The organism is Paraburkholderia sp. (assembly GCF_047605525.1).
GTDB lineage: Bacteria > Pseudomonadota > Gammaproteobacteria > Burkholderiales > Burkholderiaceae > Paraburkholderia.
Map to the genome: position 1 here is coordinate 14,681 of NZ_JASGFN010000008.1, position 23,501 is coordinate 38,181.

At 65.1% G+C, this 23,501-nt stretch carries 21 protein-coding genes; 10 read left to right on the forward strand and 11 right to left on the reverse strand.

All coding sequences use genetic code 11. The features are described 5' to 3' along the window. Window positions 1-5: 5 nt before the first annotated feature. The 4 genes from QM685_RS13290 to QM685_RS13305 form a co-directional block, all read right to left on the reverse strand. Window positions 6-1,979 (reverse strand): arylsulfatase, encoded by a 1,974-nt coding sequence (locus QM685_RS13290; protein ID WP_415116558.1) that lies wholly within the window; start codon window positions 1,977-1,979, stop codon window positions 6-8. A 143-nt stretch (window positions 1,980-2,122) separates the two neighbouring features. Then, entirely contained in the window at window positions 2,123-2,662 is a 540-nt protein-coding gene (locus QM685_RS13295) for a hypothetical protein (RefSeq protein WP_415116560.1), read from the reverse strand. Between the two features lie 46 nt (window positions 2,663-2,708). Next, window positions 2,709-3,359, reverse strand: coding sequence for a response regulator (locus QM685_RS13300; RefSeq protein ID WP_415116562.1), 651 nt, complete (start codon window positions 3,357-3,359; stop codon window positions 2,709-2,711). Then, on the reverse strand, window positions 3,356-4,771 hold the full coding sequence (locus tag QM685_RS13305; RefSeq protein WP_415116564.1) for a cache domain-containing protein: 1,416 nt from the start codon (window positions 4,769-4,771) through the stop codon (window positions 3,356-3,358). The genes QM685_RS13300 and QM685_RS13305 overlap by 4 nt, the downstream gene beginning before the upstream one ends. Before the next feature lie 255 nt (window positions 4,772-5,026). On the opposite strand from QM685_RS13305, the gene QM685_RS13310 reads away from it, so the two are divergent. Both QM685_RS13310 and mctP read left to right on the forward strand, forming a co-directional pair. Continuing rightward, the gene (locus QM685_RS13310; protein ID WP_415116566.1) at window positions 5,027-5,224 is read left to right on the forward strand and encodes a DUF3311 domain-containing protein; all 198 of its coding nucleotides are present in this window, start codon (window positions 5,027-5,029) and stop codon (window positions 5,222-5,224) included. Next, on the forward strand, window positions 5,221-6,702 hold the full coding sequence (gene mctP, locus QM685_RS13315) for a monocarboxylate uptake permease MctP (RefSeq protein ID WP_415116568.1): 1,482 nt from the start codon (window positions 5,221-5,223) through the stop codon (window positions 6,700-6,702). Before QM685_RS13310 ends, mctP begins: the two co-directional genes overlap by 4 nt. Before the next feature lie 86 nt (window positions 6,703-6,788). Here mctP and QM685_RS13320 read toward each other — a convergent pair whose 3' ends face one another. From QM685_RS13320 to QM685_RS13335, 4 genes are all read right to left on the reverse strand, one after another. Then, window positions 6,789-7,472, reverse strand: coding sequence for a Fe2+-dependent dioxygenase (locus QM685_RS13320; protein ID WP_415116570.1), 684 nt, complete (start codon window positions 7,470-7,472; stop codon window positions 6,789-6,791). Further along, the gene (locus QM685_RS13325; RefSeq protein ID WP_415117013.1) at window positions 7,469-8,269 is read right to left on the reverse strand and encodes a tetratricopeptide repeat protein; all 801 of its coding nucleotides are present in this window, start codon (window positions 8,267-8,269) and stop codon (window positions 7,469-7,471) included. The genes QM685_RS13320 and QM685_RS13325 overlap by 4 nt, the downstream gene beginning before the upstream one ends. Window positions 8,270-8,289: 20 nt before the next feature. Further along, window positions 8,290-10,539 (reverse strand): TonB-dependent receptor, encoded by a 2,250-nt coding sequence (locus QM685_RS13330; RefSeq protein ID WP_415116572.1) that lies wholly within the window; start codon window positions 10,537-10,539, stop codon window positions 8,290-8,292. A 420-nt stretch (window positions 10,540-10,959) separates the two neighbouring features. Continuing rightward, window positions 10,960-12,192 carry an NAD(P)/FAD-dependent oxidoreductase gene (locus QM685_RS13335; protein ID WP_415116574.1) on the reverse strand — a complete coding sequence of 411 codons (1,233 nt, stop codon included), beginning with the start codon at window positions 12,190-12,192 and terminating at the stop codon, window positions 10,960-10,962. A 256-nt stretch (window positions 12,193-12,448) separates the two neighbouring features. Here QM685_RS13335 and QM685_RS13340 point away from each other — a divergent pair, with 256 nt between their 5' ends. The 4 genes from QM685_RS13340 to QM685_RS13355 are packed head-to-tail and all read left to right on the forward strand — an operon-like array spanning window position 12,449 to window position 16,976. Further along, window positions 12,449-13,303 carry a DUF3348 domain-containing protein gene (locus tag QM685_RS13340; RefSeq protein ID WP_415116576.1) on the forward strand — a complete coding sequence of 285 codons (855 nt, stop codon included), beginning with the start codon at window positions 12,449-12,451 and terminating at the stop codon, window positions 13,301-13,303. Window positions 13,304-13,313: 10 nt separating this feature from the next. Then, window positions 13,314-15,671, forward strand: coding sequence for a DUF802 domain-containing protein (locus tag QM685_RS13345; RefSeq protein WP_415116578.1), 2,358 nt, complete (start codon window positions 13,314-13,316; stop codon window positions 15,669-15,671). Next, complete coding sequence (locus tag QM685_RS13350) at window positions 15,668-16,321, forward strand: OmpA family protein (protein WP_415116580.1); 654 nt, start codon at window positions 15,668-15,670, stop codon at window positions 16,319-16,321. Before QM685_RS13345 ends, QM685_RS13350 begins: the two co-directional genes overlap by 4 nt. A gap of 43 nt (window positions 16,322-16,364) precedes the next feature. Then, entirely contained in the window at window positions 16,365-16,976 is a 612-nt protein-coding gene (locus QM685_RS13355; protein WP_415117015.1) for a DUF2894 domain-containing protein, read from the forward strand. 18 nt (window positions 16,977-16,994) lie between these two features. On the opposite strand, the gene QM685_RS13360 is transcribed toward QM685_RS13355, so the two are convergent. Continuing rightward, window positions 16,995-17,747 (reverse strand): TerC family protein, encoded by a 753-nt coding sequence (locus QM685_RS13360; RefSeq protein WP_415116582.1) that lies wholly within the window; start codon window positions 17,745-17,747, stop codon window positions 16,995-16,997. A 136-nt stretch (window positions 17,748-17,883) separates the two neighbouring features. Between QM685_RS13360 and QM685_RS13365 the strand changes: the two genes are divergently transcribed. Continuing rightward, window positions 17,884-18,765, forward strand: coding sequence for a LysR family transcriptional regulator (locus QM685_RS13365; RefSeq protein WP_415116584.1), 882 nt, complete (start codon window positions 17,884-17,886; stop codon window positions 18,763-18,765). Window positions 18,766-18,802: 37 nt separating this feature from the next. Here the strand turns inward: QM685_RS13365 and QM685_RS13370 are convergent, their stop codons facing one another. Continuing rightward, the gene (locus QM685_RS13370; RefSeq protein WP_415116586.1) at window positions 18,803-19,963 is read right to left on the reverse strand and encodes a porin; all 1,161 of its coding nucleotides are present in this window, start codon (window positions 19,961-19,963) and stop codon (window positions 18,803-18,805) included. Between the two features lie 48 nt (window positions 19,964-20,011). Between QM685_RS13370 and QM685_RS13375 the strand changes: the two genes are divergently transcribed. Both QM685_RS13375 and QM685_RS13380 read left to right on the forward strand, forming a co-directional pair. Continuing rightward, window positions 20,012-20,242: a hypothetical protein gene (locus QM685_RS13375; RefSeq protein WP_415116588.1), complete on the forward strand. Its 231-nt coding sequence runs from the start codon at window positions 20,012-20,014 to the stop codon at window positions 20,240-20,242. A 171-nt stretch (window positions 20,243-20,413) separates the two neighbouring features. Then, the gene (locus tag QM685_RS13380) at window positions 20,414-21,088 is read left to right on the forward strand and encodes an HAD family hydrolase (RefSeq protein WP_415116590.1); all 675 of its coding nucleotides are present in this window, start codon (window positions 20,414-20,416) and stop codon (window positions 21,086-21,088) included. Window positions 21,089-21,180: 92 nt separating this feature from the next. Here QM685_RS13380 and QM685_RS13385 read toward each other — a convergent pair whose 3' ends face one another. Then, window positions 21,181-22,215, reverse strand: coding sequence for a hypothetical protein (locus QM685_RS13385; RefSeq protein ID WP_415116592.1), 1,035 nt, complete (start codon window positions 22,213-22,215; stop codon window positions 21,181-21,183). Window positions 22,216-22,532: 317 nt separating this feature from the next. On the opposite strand from QM685_RS13385, the gene QM685_RS13390 reads away from it, so the two are divergent. Then, the gene (locus tag QM685_RS13390; RefSeq protein ID WP_415116594.1) at window positions 22,533-23,495 is read left to right on the forward strand and encodes a response regulator; all 963 of its coding nucleotides are present in this window, start codon (window positions 22,533-22,535) and stop codon (window positions 23,493-23,495) included. The last annotated feature ends 6 nt before the right edge of the window (window positions 23,496-23,501 follow it).

Genomic DNA, 23,501 nt, shown 5'->3' on the forward strand with positions numbered 1-23,501 from the left:
CACGCTCAGTAGTAACCGCGCGGACGCAACGGCTCGACGCCGCCGACGCTGCTCATATAGCTGTTCCACTGCTGCACGAGACCGTCGATGATCGACGGATTCTGCGTGGACACGTCCTGCGTTTCGCCGCGATCGGCGCTCATATCGTATAGCTGCCAGTGACCGTCGACGGGTCCGAGCGGCGGCTCGGTCCACAGCGCTTTCCAGCGGCCGTCGGCGCTGCGCAGATAGGCGCGGCCATACGCCTCGTCGCCGAACGACGCGCCGTGCACCGGCGCCGTCGCCTGATCGTTCAGCAGCGGCAACAGCGACTGGCCGGTGATCGGGTACACGTAGCGATTGTCGTAGACCACCTTGCCCTTGTTCTGGTCGACGCCGGTGAGCGTATTGATCAGCGGCGGCGCGGGCTGCGTGGGCGGCGTGATCTGCGCGACGGCGAGGAACGTCGCGGTGTTGTCGGTCACGTGCGTGAATTCGCGCAGCGTCGGCTTCTGCGTGGTTTGCCCCGGCAGATGCACGATCAACGGTGTCGATACGCCGCCTTCGCCGGAATAGCCCTTGGTCAGCCGGAACGGCGTCGCGCTCACTTCGGCCCAGCGCAAGCCGTATTGCAGGCGCTGCGCGTTCTGCCGGCCGTTGTCGGTGCCGAGTTGCGAATAGGTCGGCTCGCTCGCGTTCGCGGTATCGGTCGCGGTCGGATCCGCGCCGGAATCGATCGGCCAGCCTTCCGCGCCGTTATCCGACTGGAACATGATGAACGTGTTGTCGTATTCGTCGATGTCCTTCAGATGCTGGATCAGCAGGCCGATGTTGTGATCGAGGTTTTCGACCATGCCTGCGTAGATTTCCATGTAGCGCGTCTGCGCTTTCTTTTCGGCGGGCGACAGGCTGTCCCACTTCTTGTTCACGTAACCGGGGCCGTAGTCCGTGTAGCCTTGCGCGGCGCTATGCACGGCGCTCACGTATTTCGCGTTCACCGTGCCGTTGCCGGCGGTGGCGGGGTTCGCGGCCAGCGTCTCCGACGCGCCGCCGTACGGCACGAAATCCTGCGGAATGATGCCGAGTGCTTTTTGCCGCGCGATGCGCGCGTCGCGGATCGCGTCGTAGCCCGCGTCGTATTTGCCGACGTAATTGTGCAGATAGGGATCCGGTACCTGCAGCGGCCAGTGCGGCGACGTATAGGCCGCGTACGCGAAGAACGGCTTGCCGTCGCCCTTGTTCGAATCGATGTACGAGATCAGGCGCTGCGTATAGAAGTCGGTCGAATAGAACACCGCGGGACTGCCGCCGGCGCCGCCCGGTTGTCCCGGCTGGCCGGGCTGCACGTATTTGCCGTCTTCGGTGTAGTTCTGCGAACCGGCCGGCTCGTGCGCGAAGTGATTGGTCGCGGCGCCGCCGAGCAGCGCGTAGCTGCGCTCGAAGCCCCACTGGTCCGGGGTTTGTCCGCTGCCGGTCGCGCTGCCGACGATGCCCGAGCCGATGTGCCACTTGCCGGCCATATACGTGTGATAGCCGCCGTCCTTCAGCAACTGCGCAACCGACAGCGCGCGATCGTTCAGATAGCCTTCGTAGCCCGGCAGCCCCTTGCGTTCGTCGGTCGGCACGCCCATCGTGCCTTCGCCGACCAGATGGTGGTCGGTGCCGGAGATCAGCATCGAGCGCGTGATCGCGCAGACGGTACCGGTATGGTGATTCGTCAGGATGCGGCCCGCTTGCACGAGCGCGTCGAGATTGGGCGTATTGATCTCGCCGCCGAATGCATGGATGTCGGAATAGCCGAGATCGTCGGCCATGATGTACAGGATGTTCGGCCGCTTATGCGCGACGACGGGATTGGTCGCGGGCGCGCTGCTGGACGTGGTGCGCGGATTGTCGTCGCCGCACGAGGCGAGGGTGACGAGACTGGCGACGGCGGCGCCGATCAGGCCAAGGCGGAATGCGGGAAAGAACCCGGTACGTTGCGATCGATATGTTGTCATTGTTCCGCGGACCGTTAGGTTGGGCCGCCGATGTTAGCAATGACGTCATGAAGGCCAAAGATCGATTTCTGCGTTGCTATCGAGGTTTGCCGATATAGGCCGGCACGATGAAAAGCGCCGCGCGCGTTCACACCTGTAAAGCGCTAATTGCCCGGTTCGAGTACCGGTTTGTCCGGGTCTGCCTGCGTGCGGTACGGCAGTTGCGCGGCGTGCGGATCGGTGACCGTATTGTCGATCACGCGATCGACGTCCGCCGTTTTCGCCAGTTCGGAGAGAAAGGTTTTCTTGTCGAAACCGGACGCGACGCAGCCTTCGACATAAATAAAGCGGCGTTGCAGCGTAAGCCACAGCGTCGACTGTTCGCGCCAGTGCGTCGCCACGTTCAGATTCGCGAGACGCCGTTGCACGCTTTCGGCGATTTCCTTGTCGTACAGATAGGCATTCGACAAACGGCAGCGGCCTTCTATCCAGCAGCTATTGCCGCGCTCGATCCGGTAATGGCTGTCGTCGAGCCATTCCTTTTCCGTTTCGAACGGACCGAGCGGCGTCGGGCAATCGGCGATGGCTTTGGAGATCTGCATGAACGGATCGTGGCCGCGATTGACGCGCGCCGGTTCCGCCTGCGCGTGAGCCGTGGATGCGCAGATCAGCAGACCGGCGAGGAGTTCGAACAGTCGTTTCATGCTCAGGCCGCTCCAGATGTTTGAACTATTATCGCGCGCGCAAACGTCAGCGGCGCGTCCTCCGATGCTCGACCGCGAACTTGATCAATTCCGCCTGACCTTCTATTTCGAGCTTGCGCTTCAGATTCAATCGATGCGTTTCCACCGTCCGCACCGACAGATCGTTGCGTTGCGCGATCTGCTTGCTCGATAGTCCTTCGGCGAGCGCATCGAGAATGTCGAGCTCGCGCGGCGTCAGACGTTCGATCGGCGATTGCGTCGCCGACGCCTGAATCAGCCGCGAACTCAACTCCGCGCTGAAAAACGTCTTGCCGTCGAGCACCGCGCCAATCGCCTGAATGATTTCGATGGCGGGCGAATCCTTCAGCACGTAGCCGCTCGCGCCCGCGCGTACCGCCTGGGTCACATATTCGAGGTTGTCGTGCATCGACAGCATCAGCACGCGAATCGCCGGAAAACGCTCGTGAAAAAGATTCGCGAGCGCGATGCCGTTCATTCCGTTCATGCCGATGTCCATCAACGCGAGGTGCGGTGCTTCTTTCCCGGCGAGCGCGAGTGCTTCCTGCGCGTTGCCCGCTTCACCGACCACTTCGAAATGACGCACCGCTTCGAGGCGCGCGCGCAAACCGTCGCGCACGAGCGGATGATCGTCGACGAGCAGCAGGCGCGCGATGGAACGCGTGGAGGTGTCGTTCATGAGCTGATTTCCTGCAGGGACGGCAACGGTGCGCCGGCAGCATGCAGCGGCACGCGCGCGGTGACGATGGTGTGACCCGCTTGCGAACTCAGCGACAGGCCGCCGCCGAGCGCTTCGAGCCGTTCGCGCATATTGCGCAGACCGACACCGGCGCGCCGGCCGACGAACACGTCGGTCACGTCGAAGCCGCGGCCGTTGTCGGCGATCGTCAGCGTGACGGCATCGTGCGCGATTTCGAGCGCGAGCGACGCGCTCGACGCGTGCGCATGACGCACGATGTTCGTCAGCGCTTCCTGGGCGATGCGAAACAGCACGGTGTTGACCGCGTCGGGCAAGGTTGCCGCATGCGTGTGCGCGATCTGCGTGAAGCCGATCTCGATGCCGGATTCGTCGCCGAGTTCGCGCGCGAGCTGTTCGAGCGCGGCGGCGACGCCGAGGTCGTCGAGCATCGACGGACGCAGCGCGTGCGAAATGCGCCGCACCTCGCGCAGCGTCTCGCCGAGCCGCGCAAGTCCGGTGGACAACGCGGCCTCGGCGGCGGGCACGCGCGCTTCGCCGCGCTCGAGCCGCGCAAGCGCGGATTCGAGCAGCAGCTTCACCGACACCATCATCTGGCTGATGCCGTCGTGCAATTCGCGCGACAGCCGCGCGCGTTCGTTTTCCTGCGACTCGACCACCTGCCGCGCGAGCCGCTTCAGCTTCGCATCGGCGCTGCGGTATTCGGTCACGTTGAGCACGAGCGCGCACAGCGCGATGGCCGCGAGCCCCGCCATCGCGATCGCGTCGATCCACTGCATCGTGCGATCGATGTTGGCCGCCGCCTCGGCGTCGAGATGTGCGAGCGCCGCGTCGACGTCGTCGAGATAGATGCCGGTGCCGATCATCCAGCCCCAGCGTTCGAGCGGCACCACGTAGCCGAGTTTCGACGCGACCTTGCCGGTCGACGGCCGATGCCACAGGTAGCGCACGTAACCGCCGCCGCGCGCGGCTGCGGCGAGCAGCTGCTGGATCGTCGGCGTGCCCTGGCTGTCGCGCAGCGACCAGAGATCGCGGCCGACCAGATCGGGCTCGCGCGGATGCATCAGCGTACGGCCGTGCAGGTCGTAGACGAAGAAGTAGCCGTCCTTGCCGAAATCCATTTTCCCGAGCACGTCGAGCGCGCGCGTGCGCAGCAGCGCGTCGTCGCGCGCATTGTCGCGGCCGGCTTCGTAGAGCGGCGCGATCGCGGTGGTCGCGAGCTCGACGTAGTGCTTGAGTTCGAGCTCCTTGCTCGCCATGTAGGCGGCCTGCGTGATCGCGTGCTGCCGCTCGGCGAGCGCCGTGGCTTCGCGGCGCACGCCGGTTTCGATAGCGGCGATCGCGGCCAGAAAGGGCACGATTGCCAGCAGGACAATCTTTGCTTTGAGTTTCATCGTCGAAAAAACCGGCCGGAAGGCTACGTAGTATTACGTAGAGCGCGTACGTAGTTGCGCGCTTGTGAGGACACTCGTGAAGGCGAATACTACATCCCCGCGAGGTGGCGCGCTTCGCGGGGCCTGGAGCCGGATCGTTCCGGCAGTTTTCCCGCGCGATGCCCCCCGTTTTTCCGCCTGACCTCAGGCAACCGGACACTCGCGTACGGGCCACGAGCCATGACACGCGGTGTCGATAATATTCAGGAGACGTTCGTGGAGACCTCCCCGTCCGCCGGCCGTTCATGGCGCTGGCTCATTCTGCTCATTCCTTATATCGCGCTGCTGTGGCTGCCGTTCTATAACGACACGCATCCGCCGCTCGCGGGCTTTCCGTTCTTCTACTGGTATCAGTTTCTGTGGGTGCCGTTGACCTCGCTGCTGATTTACATCGTGTATCGAGGTATCAAATGAGCGACCTGAATCCCGTGAATCCGGTCGCGATGTCGGTCTTCATCGCGTTCTTCGTCCTCGTGACCGTGATCGGCTTTTTCGCCGCGCGCTGGAAGCGTGGCGATCTTACGCAATTGCACGAGTGGGGCCTCGGCGGACGCCAGTTCGGCACGCTCATTTCGTGGTTCCTCGTGGGCGGCGATTTCTACACCGCCTATACCGTGATCGCGGTGCCCGCGCTCGTGTACTCGGTTGGCGCGTATGGCTTCTTCGCGTTGCCGTACACGATCATCGTTTACCCGTTCGTGTTCGCAGTGATGCCGAAACTGTGGAAAGTCGCGCATGCGAAGAACCACATCACCGCGGCGGACTACGTGCATGGCGAATACGGCGGCAAGTGGTTCCCGGCGGCCGTCGCGCTGACCGGCATCGTCGCGACGATGCCGTATATCGCGCTGCAACTGGTCGGCATGCAGGTCGTGATCAAGGGCCTCGGCGTGAGCGGCGAAATGCCGTTGATCGTCGCGTTCGTGATTCTCGCGCTCTATACGTATGCGAGCGGCCTGCGCGCACCGGCGATGATCGCGTTCGTCAAGGACATCATGATCTATATCGTCGTGATCGCGGCGGTGTGGCTGATTCCGGTGAAGCTCGGCGGTTATGGACACGTGTTCGATCTGGCCGACGCGCACTTTCAGGCGAAGGGCGGCGCGACCGGCATCATCCTGAAGCCGACGCAGTACACCGCGTTCGCATCGCTCGCGCTCGGCTCGGCGCTTGCCGCGTTCATGTATCCGCATACGATGACGGCGGTGCTGTCGTCCGCGTCGGCGCAGACGGTGCGCAAGAACGCGATCTTCCTGCCCGCGTACACGCTGCTGCTCGGCCTGATCGCGCTGCTCGGCTATATGGCGATCGCCGCCGGCGTGAACGTGAAGTCCGCGAGCGACGTGGTGCCGGCGCTGTTCGGCACGCTGTTCCCGTCGTGGTTCGTCGGCTTCGCGGCTGCCGCGATTGCGATCAGCGCGCTGGTGCCGGCCGCGATCATGTCGATCGGCGCGGCGAATCTGTTCACGCGCAATCTATGGCGTCCGCTGGTGTCGCCGAATATCTCGCCCGAAGCCGAGGCGGCCAACGCGAAGATCGTATCGCTGGTCGTGAAGTTCGGCGCGCTGTTGTTCATCGTGTTCCTGCCGACGCAGTATGCGATCGATCTGCAACTGCTCGGCGGCGTGTGGATTCTGCAGATTTTCCCGGCCGTCGTGTTCTCGCTGTACACGCGCCGCCTCAACACGCCGGGCCTGTTCCTCGGCTGGCTGGTGGGCATCGTGCTCGGCACGGGCCTCGCGATTTCGCAAGGGCTCAAGCCGGTGTACGGGCTGCATTTCGGCCACGAGAACTATCCGCTGTATATCGGCCTGATCGCGCTGGCGGCGAATATCGTCGTGAGCTTTGCGGTGGCGGCGGTGTCGCCGCGACGGGCTGCCGTGACGGCCTGATCGCAGCCTGTTTGTCCGGCTGAATGAAAAACGCCGCGGAGCTGTTGCTTCGCGGCGTTTTTCGCATGGGCGCTCCCCGGCTCGCGCTATGCGTCGGCCCAACGGCGCAAAAGGTTGTGATAGATCCCGGTGAGGCTCACGACGGTCGCGTCGTTCGAGCCTCTTTCGGCCACGAGCGTCTGTATGTCGTTGTCGAGCTGAAACAGCGTCGCGCGCTGACCGTCATCGCGCACCATGCTCTGGATCCAGAAGAACGACGCGACGCGCACGCCGCGCGTGACCGGACTCACGTGATGCAGACTCGAAGCGGGGTAGAGCACCATGTCGCCGGCGGGCAGTTTCGCGCGATGCACGCCGTAGGTGTCTTCGATGCAGAGTTCGCCGCCGTCGTAGCTGTCGGGCTCGGCGAGGAACAACGTGGCCGACAGGTCGCTGCGGATCCGGAAGTCCGTGCCGCGAAGCTGGCGGATCGCGTTGTCGACGTGCGTGCCGAAACCGTCGCCACCCGCATAGCGGTTAAAGAGCGGCGGAAATACTTTCAGCGGCAACGCGGCGGAAAAGAAACGCGCATTGCGGCCAAGCGCGTCCTGGATCGCATCGCCGATCGCGCGCGCGGCAGGCGAGCCTTCGGGCAGTTGCTGGTTACGTTTGGCCTGCGCCGACTGCCGGCCGGACGTCGCATTGCCATCGATCCATTGCGCCGCGTCGAGTACTTCGCGGCATTGCGCGATCTGCTGTTGGGTGAGCACGGCTGGCAGATGCAGCATCATGGCTGTGGTTCCGGCATGAAGTTCGTCGCGGCGCGGGTCGGCGCATGCGTGTTTGCATTCACACTCGCGGCAAGACTCCGTTCGAACTCACGAAACGCGCTAACAGAAGAAGCGGCCAGCCAGCCACGCATCTTCGCGATGAACGCAGCAGTCGCCGTGCGCGGCACACGCTGCAACCACTGCAACGCTTCGGCGATGTCGCCACGCTCCGCAAGCAGCCGCGCGTAGTTGAACTGACCACGAAAATCGCCGCCTTCGGCCGCGCGGCGGTAATAGGCGAGCGCGATGCTCGCGTCGGCGTCGACTACCCAGCCGTCTTCGTAGAAACTGCCGACGAAGTTCAGCGATTTCGCGTGACCGAGTTCGGCGGCGCGCCGGAACCACCGCAACGCTTCCGCGCGATCGCATTCGATACCGTTGCCGAGCGCGAGCGCCGACGCATAGTTGTACATGCCCCAGTCGAGCCCGGCCTGGGCCGCGAGCCGATACCAGTACACGGCGACCGGCGCGCAGGCGGCGGTGCCCCAGCCATGTTCGTAGCAGCGGCCAAGCATGTTCATCGCCATCGGATGATCGCGCCGCGCCGCGTGCCTGAACCAGACGAATGCCTCGCCGGCGTTGCGCTCGACGCCGTGCCCGTCGAGCAGATACTGCCCGTACACCGCCTGCGCCTCGACGATGCCGTTGTGCGCGGCCGCCGCGACCCACGCGGCGGCGCGCTCGGGTGGCCCGGCCAGGATCGCGGCGAACTCGTCGCGCGAGACGTTCGCGAGCGCCTTCAACGAGACCTGAGTCATCACGCCGTATTCCGTCGTGCTCAGTAGTGCGCGTTGAGCGTCAGGAACGCGGAGCGTCCCGGCGCGATCGACGCATAGTGCGCCGCATACGCCTGGTCGTAATACGTGCGGTTGAAAATGTTCTGCACGTTCAGTTGCAGATCGACGTGCTTGTTCACGCGATACGTCGCCATGCCGTCGAAGCGCCAGTAAGACGGCACCGCGCGCAGATTCGCGGTGTCGCCGTAGACCTTCGACATATAGAACGCGCCGCCGCCGATCGTGAACTTCGGCAGCACGTCGTAATTGGTCCACAGGCTGATGCTGTTCTTCGGCGTATTCGGGAACTGATGACCGTTATCCGACGTGGTCTTGCCGTTGTCGCGCAACTCGCTCTTCAGATACGTATAGCCGCCGAACACCTGCCATTGGCTGGTCAACTGACCGGCCACGCCGAATTCGAAACCTTGCACGCGCTTGTTGCCGACCATCGCGTATTCGTTGTTCGGCAGCGTGACACGCGCGTTGGTGGTGTCGATCTGGAACAGCGCGCCGGTCAGCGAGAGCTTGTTGTTCAGCACGTTCCACTTGCTGCCGAATTCGATGCTGCGGTTCTTTTCCGGCGACAACTGCGCGGCGTTCAGACCGACGCCGTTACGGCCCGGCGTCAGCGACTGCGATTCGCTACCCTGGCCGAGCATCGCGCCGGCCGGGGTCGACGACGTCGCGATCGACGCATACACGCTGCCGTTCGATGCCGGCTTGAACACGAGACCGAACTGGTAGTTGAACAGCGTGTCGTCGCGCGACACACGCGTCGCGCCATTGGCGACGGTGTTGCGCAAGTCGGTCGAGTAATCGTCGACGCGCAGGCCGACGTTCGCCTGCCAGCGTTTCGTGAACTCGATCGTATCGAACGCGTAAATGGATTTCGTCGTGGTGCGCTGCTCGCCCGGATCGTTATTCCGTTTGATCGAACCGGCCCACGGGTCGTTCGGGTTCGGCGTCCACAGGCTCGTGCAGTTGTAGCCCGACGCCGCGCCGATGCCGTTGGTCCGGCAGATCGCGCCGGTCGCGGTGGCCACCGTGTACGCGTCGTTGACGCTGGTTTCGCGCGACAGCTCGATGCCGGTCGTGAAGCTGTGCTTCAGGAAGCCGGTTTTGAATTCGCCGAACAGTTCGGTCTGGTTCGCGAGGCTGTAGACGTCGCTCGCGCGCGTATTCGCGCGACGCCACACCATGCCGTTGACGACGTTGCCCTGGCTGTCGTCGGGCTGGGTCCAGATGTAGTCCTGGGTCGCCTTCGTGTAGCGCGTCGTGTTGCGGATCGTCAGGTCGCTGTTGATGTCGTGCTCGATGCGCACCGTGCCGACGTCCGAGGTCGTCTTGCGGAAATCGCGGTCGATCAGACCGTAGAAGTTGTGGCGGTTCACCGGCGCCGGGTAGATCGTGTCGACACTCGCCGGCTTGTTGGTCGTCGTGTAGTAGTACGGGATGCCGCTGTCGGGCAGGTCGTCGGTGGTGAGGTGGTAGTAGCTCGCGGTCACGCGGGTCGGCGTGCCGAGGCCGTACGTGAACGACGGCGCGATGCCCCAGCGTTCGTTGTTGACCGCGTCGCGGCCGGCCACGTCGTTGTTGTGGCTCATCACGTTCAGGCGGAACGCCGCGTGGTCGGCCATCTGCCAGTTGCCATCGGCGGTGAAGCGCCGGTAGCGGTCGGTGCCGAGGCCGACGCTGCCGTCGGCGGAAGTGCCCAGATGCGGTGTCTTCGTGATCAGGTTGATGCTGCCGCCCGCGCCGCCGCGGCCGCCGAACGCGCCGTCCGAGCCCTTCGTCACTTCGACGCTGTCGATGTTGAACACTTCGCGTGTGGTCGCGCCGATATCGCGCATGCCGTCGACGAACGTGCTGCCCTGCGCGTCGTAGCCGCGAATGAACGGCCGGTCGCCGAGCGGGTTGCCGCCTTCGCCGGCGCCGAACGTGATGCCGGGCACCGTGCGCAGCGCTTCGGTCAGCGTCGACGCGCCGGTGCTGCGAATGAGTTCCTGCGGAATCACGGTGACGGACTTCGGCGTGTCGACGAGCGGCGCGGTGAATTTGACCGATCCGGAATGATCGGTCTTGAAGCCGTCGTCCGACTGGCCTTGCACGGCGATCGGCGCGAGCTGTCCTTCCCCGTCGGGCGGCGCGGCGGCCGTGGTGCCCTGCGCGAGGGCGGGGCCGGCGGCCAGTACGCCGCACAGTGTCGTGCTGATTTTGCCGAGTTTCGGATCGTCGGACCGCAACTTCATGTTCATCCCCGTCTGGTTCGGGAAGCCGGGGCAGGTGTCGTTTCCTTACCTCGACATTCCATGTTTATTACAAAGTGTTTTCGGTGTGAATTCTAAGCAAACACTCCATAATTGAGAAGCGTTCTCAATAAAAATTTGGGGAGAGCGGTAAGAATTGCGTTGCCGTGGCAGGCTGATTTGTCTGTAAAAGATGATTGATTGATATAAAAAGCCGTGTATTGGCCGACGTTAGATGATTCTTACGAGGCCAATCGGAAGGGGTCAAAGGTGGCGAGCAGAGATGTTTGAGAGGTGCTGCTGCGCAGGGCGTGTCTCAGGAAAACCACAATGCGGTCATTCTGAACGGCTCATTTCGCCCATCCGCGCAGGTCGTTTCTTTCATAAAAATAACAACCGGATGTGCGCCGGGGCGGCAGTCCGCTAGAAGCGTTCCACGCGAAACGGCCACGGATCGACCAGCGTTTCTTCGCCGGTCATCATCTCGGCGATCAGCCGGCCGGTCACCGGGCCGAGCGTGAGGCCGTGATGCGCGTGACCGAACGCGAACCACAAGCCCTGATGTTTTTTCGCGGGCCCGATGATCGGCATCATGTCCGGCGTGCAGGGGCGCCGTCCCATCCACGGTTCGTTGTCGAGACGCTCGCCGAGCGGAAACAGCGTGCGCGCGATCGGCTCGACCGCATCGAGTTGCACCGGTGTCTTGTCCGCGTCGGAACGCGCGATTTCCGCGCCGGTGGTCAGACGGATGCCGCGTGCCATCGGCGCGAGCACGTAGCCGTGCTCGACGTCGAGAACCGGATGATTGAGCCGGGCCGTCTGACGCGGCGCGTAGTGCATGTGGTATCCGCGCTTGATCGCGAGCGGCAGCTGGTAGCCGAGCCGCGTGACCACCTGATCCGACCACGGCCCGAGCGCGACGACCACCGAGTCGGCCGTGACCGTTCCCTCCTGCGTATCGACCTGCCAGCCCTCGCGCAGCGTCGCGGCATCGCCGATCAGAAACCGTCCGCCGAGCGCTTCGAAATACCGCGCGTACGCGGTGACGAGCGCGTTCGGATCGCTGACGGAATCGGATTGCGGATAGCGCAGGCCGCCTTGCAGACGTTTGTCGAGGTCGGGCTCGAGTTGCTGCAGGCGCGGCGCATCGAGCGTTTCGAACTCGACGCCGTATTCGCGATGCCATTGCCCGGCGAGTCGGGTTTCGGCGTCCCGCGCCGCCTGGCTGCGAAACACCTTGATCCAGCCGATCGGGCGCAGCAGCGCGCTTGCGCCGGCCGCGGCGGCGAGCGCGCGGTGTTCGCTCACGCAATGCTCGATCAGCGTCGCGTACGACCTTGCGATTTCCGCGTGTTTCGCGGGACGGGAGTTGCGCCAGTAGCGCCACAGGAACGGCGCGGCTTCGAGCATCGCATCGGCGTGGTAGCGAACGTCCGGCGACTGGTTGCGCGCGTAGCGCAGCAAGGTGCCGAGCCCGCGCGGAAACGCGTAGGGGTAGACGCCTTCGCGCTGGATCAGTCCGGCGTTGCCGAACGACGTTTCATTGCCGGGCAGCTTGCGGTCGATCAGCGCGACGGCGCGCCCGCGTTTCTGAAGATGCGCGGCCACGCACACGCCTACAATGCCGGCGCCGAGCACCACGGTATCGAATTTCATGCTGCCCGCCCTGAATGTGTTCACTGCGTTTAGCGCTCCGCCGTTGCGGCCCGGTTACTGCCCGGATGCGGATCGGAGCGAACTTTCATCTTATAAGGGATAGGGCTGCTTATCTATTGGCGAAAAACCGTGTTCGGGACGCGTGAAAGCTCCGTAAGCGCTGTCGAAACAGCGTTCCTGAACATACGTCGGGTCGAGGGACCTCGGCCCCGCGAGCGGCAGCGTGTAAACTGCTGCTTTTTTTGCTTCCGGTGGTATGTTGCAAGCCCCCTCGCGCCGCGCCCTCAGCGGGCCCGCGCTCGTTCGTTTACTGGCCCGTCTCGCGGATATCGACGCCGCCGAATCGCGGCAATCGTTGTCGGACCGGCTGAGCCAGTGGCTCGGCTGGACCGATGCGATTGCGCTGTCGTCGGCGTTGAACGGTAATCCGCCGGCCGTCGCCGCCGGCGCACGGTCGTTCGGTCAGGTCGACGAGGACGAATGCGCGCGCGTGCGCCGCTCGCTCGTGAGCGCGATTGCCGGCGACAGCGTGTTGGCCGCCGCGCGGCGGCGCGGGCCCGGCCAGATGTCCGCGCAGCGCGTTGCCGTCGATACGCCGGCCGACTACGCGGTGTTCCGCCAGCGTTATCTCGCGCTTCAGCAATCGATGGAAACGGCCGTCGCCACGTTGCGCGGCCGCCTGCGCGCGCTGCTGGCCGCGCGCACGCCGGCGCTCGCAAGGCTCGCGGTCGTGGATGCGGTGATGGAGCGCGCGCTCGGCGAGCGCGAGCGGACTTTGCTGGCCGCGGTGCCCGGCTTGCTGGGCGGGCATTTCGAGCGGCTGCGCGAGGCCGCGGAGCGGCGCTCCGCTGAAGCTCAAGCCGACGCCGACGCCAACGCCGCGCCGCAACAGCCAACCGAAGCCCCGGCTCGTGCCGCCGCCCGAGTCGGAACACGCGCCGCCGCCACGCATCCCGCCAGTGCAGCCGTGACGCCCGGCCGCTTGGCGCCGGTCACGCCTGACGCGTGGCTCGACGTATTCCGCAAGGACATGCAGAGCGTCTTGCTTGCCGAACTGGATGTTCGTTTTCAACCGGTCGAAGGGCTGCTCGCGGCCCTTCGCGCCTGCTAACCGGGACCCCATGTCCAGATATCGTATCGATCTCGTTGTGTTTCTCGCGGGTCTGGCCGCGGCGTGCTGGATCGCCGCCGGCTATGCCGTCTCCAACCCGCTCGCGTTCGCCGTCACGTTGCTGATCGGCGTCTTCTACGTGGCGGGCGCGCTCGAATTGCGCCGCTACAGTCAGGCCACTTCCACGTTGACGCGCGCGCTCGCCGCGCTGGCCGGGCCGCCGCCGAGCCTCGCCGCGTTTGTCGAGCCGCTGCATCCGAGTCTGCGCAACACGGTGCGTCTGCGCGTCGAAGGCGAACGTGTCGCGTTGCCGGGCCCCGCGTTGACGCCGTATCTGGTCGGGTTGCTCGTGCTGCTCGGCATGCTCGGCACGCTGCTCGGCATGGTGATGACGTTGCGCGGCACCGGTCTCGCACTGGAAAGCGCGAGCGATCTACAGGCGATCCGCGCGTCGCTCGCGGCGCCGGTCAAGGGGCTCGGCTTCGCATTCGGCACGTCGATCGCGGGCGTCGCGACGTCGGCGATGCTCGGGCTGCTGTCCGCGCTGTGCCGCCGCGAACGTCTCGAAGCGGCTCAACAACTCGATGTGAAGATCGCGACGACGTTGCGCGTCTATTCGCAGAGCCATCAGCGCGACGAAAGCTTCCGGCTGCTGCAGCGCCAGGCCGAGGCGATGCCGCTGCTGGTCGAACGTCTGCAGACGATGATGGGGGCGCTCGAACAGCAGAGCGCCGCGTCGAACGAGCGGCAGATCGCGAGCCTCGACGCATTTTATGGCCGCACCGAAGCCGCGTATCTGCGCCTCGCCGGCGTGATCGAGCAGTCGCTGAAAGACAGCGTGACCGGCAGCGCGCGCGCCGCGGGCGAGGCATTGCAGCCGGTCGTCGCGGCGACGATGACCGGGCTCGCGCGCGAGACCGCCGCGTTGCACGAGTCCGTGACGCAGGCGGTGCAGCGGCAGCTCGACGGGATGTCGAGCGGTTTTGCGGCGACGAGCGCGAACGTCGCCGAAATCTGCAACAACGCGCTCGCCGGCCATCGACAGACCAGCGACGAGTTGGCCGCGCATCAGCGCGCGTCGCTCGAGCGTGTCGCTGAAGCGTTCGAACAGCGCTCGGCCGCGTTGCTCGATCGCGTGTCGGCGCGGCTCGACGCGACCGCGAGCGGTATCTCGCAGGCGTGGGGCGACGCGTTGTCGCAACAGCAGAGCACGGGGGACAAGCTCGCGACGGCCAACGAACAGGCGCTCGCCCGGGCCGCCGCGACGTTCGAGCAGCATGCGGCTGCGCTGCTGGGTGCGCTCGGGCAGTCGCATGCGGACTTGCAGTCGGAGTTGGCTGTGCGCGATGAGCAGCGCTTGAACGTGTGGGCCGAAACGCTCGGCGCGATGAGCGCGAAGCTCAGCGAGCAATGGCAGCAGACGGGCGTGCAGACCGCGAGCCGTCAGCAGCAAATCTGCGATGCGCTTGCGCAGACCGCGCGCGATATTTCCGCGCAGACCCAGACGCACGCAAGCGCCACGATTGCCGAGATCGATCGTCTGGTGCAGGCGGCGGCCGAAGCGCCGAAGGCCGCGGTGAACTTGCAGGCCGAACTGGCCGCGCGCGACGAACAGCGTTTCACCGCGTGGACCGAAACGCTCGGTGCGATGGCCACGAAGCTGAGCGAGCAATGGCAGCAGACGGGCGCGCAGACCGCGAGCCGTCAGCAGCAAATCTGCGACGCGCTTGCGCAAACCGCGCGCGATATCTCCGCGCAGACCCACACGCATGCCAACGCCACGATCGCCGAAATCGAGCGTCTCGTGCAGGCCGCATCGGAAGCGCCGAAGGCTGCCGCCGAAGTCGTCGCCGAACTGCGTCAGAAGCTCTCCGACAGCATGGTCCGCGATACCGCGATGCTCGACGAGCGCAGCCGTCTGCTCGCCACGCTGGAGACGCTGCTCGACGCGGTGAACCACGCGTCGACCGAACAGCGCACGGCCGTCGATGCGCTCGTCGCGACGTCGGCGGATCTGCTCGAGCGCGTCGGCAACCGCTTTACCGATCACCTCGAACACGAGACCGGCAAGCTGGGCGCGGTCGCCGCGCAGGTCACCGGCAGCGCGGTCGAGATCGCGAGCCTCGGCGAAGCGTTCAGCGCGGCGGTCGGCGTGTTCGGCGAATCGAACGGCAAGCTGGTGGCGCATCTCGAACGTATCGAAGCCGCGCTCGACAGATCGCTCGCGCGCAGCGACGAACAACTGGCCTATTACGTCGCGCAGGCGCGTGAAGTGGTCGACCTCAGCGTGATGTCGCAGAAGCAGATCGTCGAGGATCTGCAACTGCTTGCCGCGCAGCGCGCAACCGTCGGAGCCGACGCGGTATGAGCGAGGACATCGACGGCGGCGTGGAAACAGCCGCGCCGATCTGGGCCGCTTTCGGCGATCTGATGTCGGTGCTGCTCGGCGCGTTCGTGCTGATTCTGGTGGGCGTGATCGGCGTGCAGCTCGAGCTGTCGAGCAAGCTCGAACAGGAGGTCAGGCAGCGCCAGGCCGAAACGCAGCGCCGCAAGACGCTCGAGCAGGCGCTCGCGGGACCGCTGGCGGCGGGGCGCGTGACGCTCGTCAACGGCCGCATCGGCATCAGCGGCAACGTGCTGTTCGCGCTGAACTCGGATCAGTTGCAGCCCGAGGGCCGCGCGCTGCTGAAAAGTCTCGCCGGACCGCTGTCCGCGTATCTGCGCGCGAGCGACCAGATCCTGATGGTGAGCGGCTTTACCGACGACCAGCGGCTGCGCGAAGGCAATCGCCGTTTTGCCGATAACTGGGAACTGTCGGCGCAGCGCGCGTTGACGGTTACGCGAGCGCTGATCGACGCAGGCGTGCCGGCGGCGTCGGTCTTCGCGGCGGCGTTCGGCTCGGAGCAGCCGGTGAGCTCGAATGCCGACGAACAGGGGCGCGCCAGAAATCGCCGTGTCGAAATCGCACCGGTGCCGCGGCCGTCGAACGCTGCCGCGACGGAGAAGACCGGTGCTTGACGATGATCGTGGCGATGGCGTCGACGGCATCGCGACCAACGACATGAGCCGTTGCCCGGCCCGCGCGATGCTCGATGCGTGGCGCGCGAGCGGCGCGGACCGGATCGACCCGCTGCGCTTTCATTTCATCGAGGCGCTCGCGCGCCGCGCGGCCGCTCACGGCGGCGAGGCGCGCCGCATTCTCGACGGCAGATTGTCAGCGCTGCTCGACGAATATGCGGGGGCGCTCGAGCAAGCTGCCGCGACGAATGCCGCTGCGGATAGCGTGCCGGAATCCACCGCGAGCGCCGCCGATAATGCGACGCTCGCGGGATTGACCGAACGGATCGCCGATCGTACGCACGCGGATAGCTCTGGCGCCGCCTATCCCGAACTGCCCGCACTCGATTACTTCAGGGAAGTCTGGTCCAGGGTTCGCGCGGAGAAACAGTTGCGTCAGTCGCTCGCGCCGGTGCCGGGCAACGCGGGGCCGCTCAACTCGAGCAGCCTCGTGCATCGTTCGCTATCGTTGATGCGCGAGTTGTCGCCGGGGTATCTGAAGCAGTTTCTGTCGTACGTCGATACGCTGTCGTGGCTCGAGCAGATGAACGGCGGCGCGGCCGCCGGTAAGGAGCGGGCGCGCCACGTCGCGGAACCCTCCACGCGAAGAAAATAGCCCGCGCGTCGCTGTGCATCACTGCGCATCGCCGCTCGCACGCTTCGCCTTCGCCCGCCGCGACAGCATGTTCATCGACTCGACGAACGCGGAGAACGCCATCGCCGCGTAGATGTAGGCCTTCGGCACGTGCGAGCCGAAACCTTCCGCGATCAGCGTCATGCCGATCACCAGCAGGAAGCTCAGCGCGAGCATCACGATGGTCGGATTGCGGTCGATGAAGCGCGCGAGCGGCTGCGCGGCAAACAGCATCACCATGATCGACACGATCACCGCGGCGAACATGATCGGCATGTGCTCGGTCATGCCGACCGCGGTGATGATGCTGTCGACCGAGAACACGAGGTCGAGCACGATGATCTGGCCGATCGCGGCCGCGACGCTCAACTGCGCGGCCGACCCCGCCTTCGCGGGGGCGTCGTCGTCGCGTGTCACGTGATGGCGGATTTCGCTGGTCGCCTTCCACACGAGGAACAGGCCGCCGGCGAACAGGATCAGATCGCGCCACGAAAAACCATGACCGAACAGCGTGAACGCGGTCTGTGTCAACTGCACGATCCACGCGACCGTGCCGAGCAGCGCCAGCCGCATCACGAGCGCGAGCAGCAGGCCGGTGCGCTGCGTGCGCGTGCGTTGCGCTTGCGGCAGCTTGTTGCTGAGGATCGAGATGAAGATCAGATTGTCGATGCCGAGCACGATTTCCATCACGATCAGCGTGACGAGCGCGGCCCACGCGGTGGGATTGGTGACGAGTTCGAGCAGATAGTCCATGACGTGGCCGGGAAATTGACATGTCCAGGTTGACGCGCCGAAGCGCGGGGAACCGCCATCATCGCCGGGTTCACGATTCGAATAAATCAGTGCTACGCTGAATCAGATATCGGTTTTTTCGAAGTATCAGGCACGCATGCTCAACTATCGCCATCTCTATTATTTCTGGATCGTCGTGAAGGAAGGCGGCTTTGCGCGCGCGGCCGAACGGCTCGACATGGCCGTGCAGACGATCAGCGCGCAGGTGCGCGAGCTCGAGAAATCACTGGGACGTCAACTGCTGAAACCGGCCGGGCGCGGCGTCGCGATGACCGAGGCCGGCGAGCAGGCGTTCAATCGCGCGGAGCAGATCTTTCAGCTCGGCGAGATGTTGCTCGACGAGATGCGCGAGGCAGCGGGCGACGGCGCGGTGCGGTTCGCGGTCGGTTTGTCGGATGGCATGTCGAAGCTCGCCGCGCATGCGCTGCTGGCGCCGGTGCTCGCGACGCCGTCGCTGAGGCTGCTGTGTCACGAAGGCGAGCCCGCGCAACTGCTGTCGGAACTCGCGCTGCATCGGCTCGATCTGGTGCTCGCCTGCCAGCCGGCGCCGCATGGCGCGGATTTGCGCGTGGTGAGCCAGCGCGTCGCGGGGTCTCCGGTGGACTGGCACGGGCCCGCGCAGCTCGTGCGCAAAGCGTCTCGCGCGGGCTTTCCGCAATGTCTCGCGGACCTGCCGGTACTGCTGCCGACCCGCCACGGCGCGTTGCGCGCGCGGCTCGACAGGTGGTTCGAGGCTCAGGGGATCCGGCCGCGCATCGTCGGAGAATTCGAGGACAGCGCGCTGATGGCGGTGTTCGCGGCGCGCGGGCTCGGCGTGTTTCCGCTCGCGGAACTCGGCGCGGAAGAATTGACGTTATTGCGGGGGCTGCGCCGGCTCGGCCGCGCGGACGGCGTGATCGAGGAGATCCACGCAATCCGTTCGCGGCGCGGCCAGCATCATGCGCTGGCGTCGCGGGTGATCGCGGCGTCGCGGTCGTGACTATATGCGCGCTCACGGCCGCGCGCGCCGCGGGAAATCAGAACGCGTGGCGCATGCCGACCGTCACCGCGACCTGCGTATTCGTCGACGACGGCGACAACGTGTTGATCATCGCGTGCGACAGCACCGAATCCGCCGGCGCGCCGTGCGCGTTCTGGTACACGCCTTCCAGATAGAAGTCGGTGCGCTTGCTTACCGCGTAGTCGGTCTGCAGCATCGCCGTGTTCCAGTCCGGCGACGAACCGTTATACGCGCCGTGCGTATACGTGTACGCGCCCGACACGCTCCATGCCGGCGTCAGCGCGTACTTCGCATTGATCTCGTAGTTGTCGAGACGCAGCGAGCCGCCGAGCGTGCCGGTCCCGTCGCCCGCCGCGCCGAGGTAGCTGCCCGTGCCGAACGAGAACACGCCCGCGACGTTGTCGATCTGCGTGTGGCTCCAGAGCAGCCCGAGCGTCGCCGCCCCGAACGTGTAGTTGCCGCCGAGCGACCAGATGCGCTGGCGTTCGGCGATGAAGTTCGCGCTCGTGTCGGCGGTGGTCACGGCGCCCGTGCCGTTGCCCGCGTCGTTGAACTGCAGGTAGCCGGCCGCGAGATCCAGCGGGCCTTGTGCGTACGAGAGGGCGAAGCCGTACGAGCGGTTGTTCGCGAAGTCGCCGGCCTTGTTGCTGAACGAGTACATCGTTTCGAACGTGACGCCGTGATAGACCGGGCTCGCGTACTTGACCGAGTTGTTGATCACGACCGAATTCGCAGCGAGGTTGTCGTTCTCGAACGGATGCGCGGCGAGGCTGCCGCCCCACGTGTTGAAGCTGGCGGAGAGCGGCCCGACGAGGTCGTTCATCACGTCGAACTGGCGGCCGAACGTCAGCGTGCCGTACGGATCGCTTTGCAGACCGACCCATGCCTGCGAGCCGAACGCGCTGCCGGCGAACGCCTGCGCGCCGTTGTTCAACAGGAAGCCCTGCTCGAGCTTGAAGATCGCATGCAGGCCCGCGCCGAGATCTTCCGAGCCCTTGAGGCCGAACACCGTGTTCTGCGTCGAGCCGCTTGCGAGCTGCCAGTTGCCGTGGCCGAGCTGGTTATTGGTGTAGACGATGCCCGTGTCGATCAGTCCGTACAGCGTCACGCTGCTTTGCGCGTGCGCGGACATCGTGAAGATGCCGCACAGCGCGGCGGCGAGCAGGGTCTTTTTCATAGCGGGTGATTCCTTGATTAAAACAATTGTTGTTGGGTGAATGGGTTCTTGGCGCTATTCCGCAAGTGCTATCGCCTTATTGCGAAAATCGAAAAATATTTGTTAAGTTCGTGTCGTTTATTGCGGATGGTGATGCGCCGGATTTTTGCACTCAATTCGCACTGGCTGCTGAATGATTCGGCGGATCAGCCAAAAGCACGCAACATGCCAAAGGCGGCGAAAAAACCCGCAGCGGTTGTGCAGTGTGGGAACCAGGCGGCAATTTCGAAAAACGGCTGATGGCGGAAAACAGCGAGGGGCCGAAGCTTACCCTGTTGCGGCGCACGCCGCGAGGGGGCGACGCGCCATCGGCACAATCGGGGTGCATCCGGTGCGCGGCAGGAGGGCGTCTGCGCTGCTTCATCGAGACATGGCATATTGACAGGAACCCGTCATCACCGGAGTTCCGTTATGCGCATCCAGACATCCTTTCTTTTCGATCTCGACGGCACGCTCGTCGACAGCGTTTATCAGCACGTGCTGGCCTGGAAAGAAGCGCTCGACAGCGAAGGGATCCCGCTGTCGGTCTGGCGGATTCATCGCAAGATCGGCATGAGCGGCGGCCTGTTCACGAATCAGTTGCTGCGCGAAACGCACGGCGAAATCAGCGTCGAACGCAGCGAGCGGTTGCGGCAGGCGCATGCGGCGGCTTATCAGCGGCTGCGCGCGCAGGTGTGTCCGCTGCCGGGCGCGCGGCAACTGCTCGATGCGCTGACGCACAGCGGCACGCCGTGGGCGGTCGCGACGAGCGGGCGCATGGAAACGGCCGCGCTCAATCTCGAGGCGCTGGGCGTCGATCCTACGAAGGCGGTCGTCGTTACGCGCGACGACGTCAAATACGCGAAGCCGGACCCGGACCTGTTTCTCGCCGCGGCCGAGCGGCTGGGCGTGCCGATCGAGCATACGGTCGTGGTCGGCGACAGCATCTGGGACATGCTCGCCGCGCGTCGCTGCCGGTCGCTTGGCGTCGGTCTGCTATCGGGCGGCTACGGCACCGACGAACTCGAGCGCGCCGGCGCGTTGCGCGTCTACGACGATCCGGCCGATCTGCTCGAGCATCTGGATGAGGTGGCCTCGCGGCCATGACTGATCGGCATGAATGCGCGCGGCGCATGCAAATGACGCACGCGCCGCACCCGCGCCTGCGCCGTCAAAAGGTTTTTTTACGAGCGCGGTAGTCAGTGCTTGAGGTTCGGCGACTGTTGCATCGGCGCCACTCTGGAAGATTCCCTGACCAACTGATCGGTCATCGCCGACGCTACCGGATTCGAACCCTGGCCAGGCGGCGTCTGCATGCTCTGCACGCCGATGCCCGAGGGCATCGGCAGTGACGGATCGGGCTTCGCGGATTCCCTGACCAACTGGTCCGTCAGCAAAGCCGCCACCGGATTCGAGCCGTTCGGATGCTGCCCCGCGCGCCGATGGGCCTGCGCCTGTTCGATGCGCCGCGGCCCGGGCTGCGGCTTCGTATGGGCGGACGCGGCTGCATGCGCGGCGGGCGGCGCCGCATTGGCGATGCGGCCGGCGGCGACCTGGCCGGAATCGGGCGCAACGCTCCGGGCCGGCGCGACGGCTGTCGCTGTCGTGGGGGCGGGCGCGGGCGACGTCGGCGCCGTGGAATCCACGGCGGGTGGCGCGGGCTGCGGCGGCACCGAGTCCGCGGCGGGCAATGCGGGCGACGGCGGCGCCATCGCCAGCTTGTCCGCCGCGCCCGGCGGCGTGACCGGATTCACTGGCGCCGCCGGAGCGGGGGGAAGCGCCGGTTTCGCCGGAACCTCCGGCATCACGACGCCGCCCGTCGCCCGCGCCGAGCCGCCTGGCGAGTCGGGCGGCGCCGGGTCATCGACACTGCCTACCACCACGCCGGTCGCCGTGGGCGCGCGCTGTTCGTCCTTGGGAAAAAGCAGATAACCGGCGACGCCCGCATCGATCACGAGCAGGCCGATTACCAACACCTTGCCGGTATTCGTCATATCTAAGCAACAACATTCATGAACTGCGAATAATCGATGATAAACGACAGTGGCATCATCGACGATTCTCGCCGGCCGGATATGACGCGTTGCGATAGCTGATGTCGGAATGAACCTGGCACCAAAAAGGGGCATGGCGACGTCGTCACGATCAGGCGGGATCGCCTGAATCCGATATTTTTTGCGCTTGCTTCGATATTCTTTTTTGGCCAGATTAATTGCCACGCATTCGCGCGGCATGCGTGCAACGGTATATGCGATGCAAGTTGCACTGTTAATGCGCGGAGCCTGTACTATACGAATCAGCGGAGACTACCGGCAGCCACGTTTCGCTTATCCGGCGTGTAAAGCTGATCATCAGAGATGCGCCGGCACGCTAGTGAAAGGAACGTGGAAGGCGAGGCGCTGACCGGAAGTGGCGGCACTAACCCATTGACCATGCGAGACCCGCGGGCAAGACCTTGCCCGGCATTCCTTGGGCTGTCGCGCGGCGAGCTGCGATACGGACCAGCCGGTCCCGGGCGTTGGCAGCGGCGGCGTGAGAACCACTTGAAAACATGAACAACTTTATTCGACCTCCCGTTTTCTATCCGTCCACGGTTGTTTTTGTCGACGACAACGACAGCTATCTGGATGCGCTGCGCCGGTTTTTCCCGGACACTCACACCAACCTGTTCTTTACGCGGCCGCAAACCGCGCTCAACTATATCCGTCAGCACGCGCGCGAGAATTCACTGGAGTTCGCGGCGGCGTCGGCGTGCCTGAGCGAGCCGGGTGTCGAACGCTTCGTCGAAACCTCGGCGGAGCGCGACATCGTCGCGCGGCCGGCGCGCTTCGAGGAAGTGGCGGCCGTCGTCGTGGACTACGACATGCCGGGTATCGGCGGCGTCGAATTTCTGGCGTCCATTTCGCATCTGCGTTGCGCGAAGGTGCTGCTTACCGGCGTCGCGGATGAAACCGTCGCGGTCAAGGCGTTCAATGCCGGCATCGTCGATCTGTATCTGCGCAAGACCGATCCCGATTCGGCCAACCGTCTCGTGCATTTCCTGAAGGACGCGAAGAACCGTCATTGCGCGGAATCGGGCTGGCTCGCGCTCGGCGAGAACGGCATGACCTACTGCGATCCGCGCACGCGCAAGGTGATCGACGAAGTAGTGGCCGCGCAAGGCATCGTCGAGTATTACTGGCGGCCCGAGCAGAACGTGATCCTGATGTTCGACGGCGCCGGCAACCCGAGCGTGTTCGTCGCGTGGGCCGAGAACGACTGGATCTCGCAGGGCGAGATCGTCGCCGACGAGGGCGGCCCGTCCGAGCTGCTCAGGCAACTCGCGGTGCGCGAGGTAATGCCGCTGTTCTGGCCGGATCTGGCCTACCGGGCGGGCATGCAGTTCCATACGCTGACGCCGCGCGGCATCCCCGGCTGGGACGACGCGTTTTACGGCTGGACCCGCATCGAGCCGGGCGAAGTCGGGCTCGACCTCGTGACGTTTGCGCGCTGGCGCGGCGAGCGTAATCGCTGACGCGCG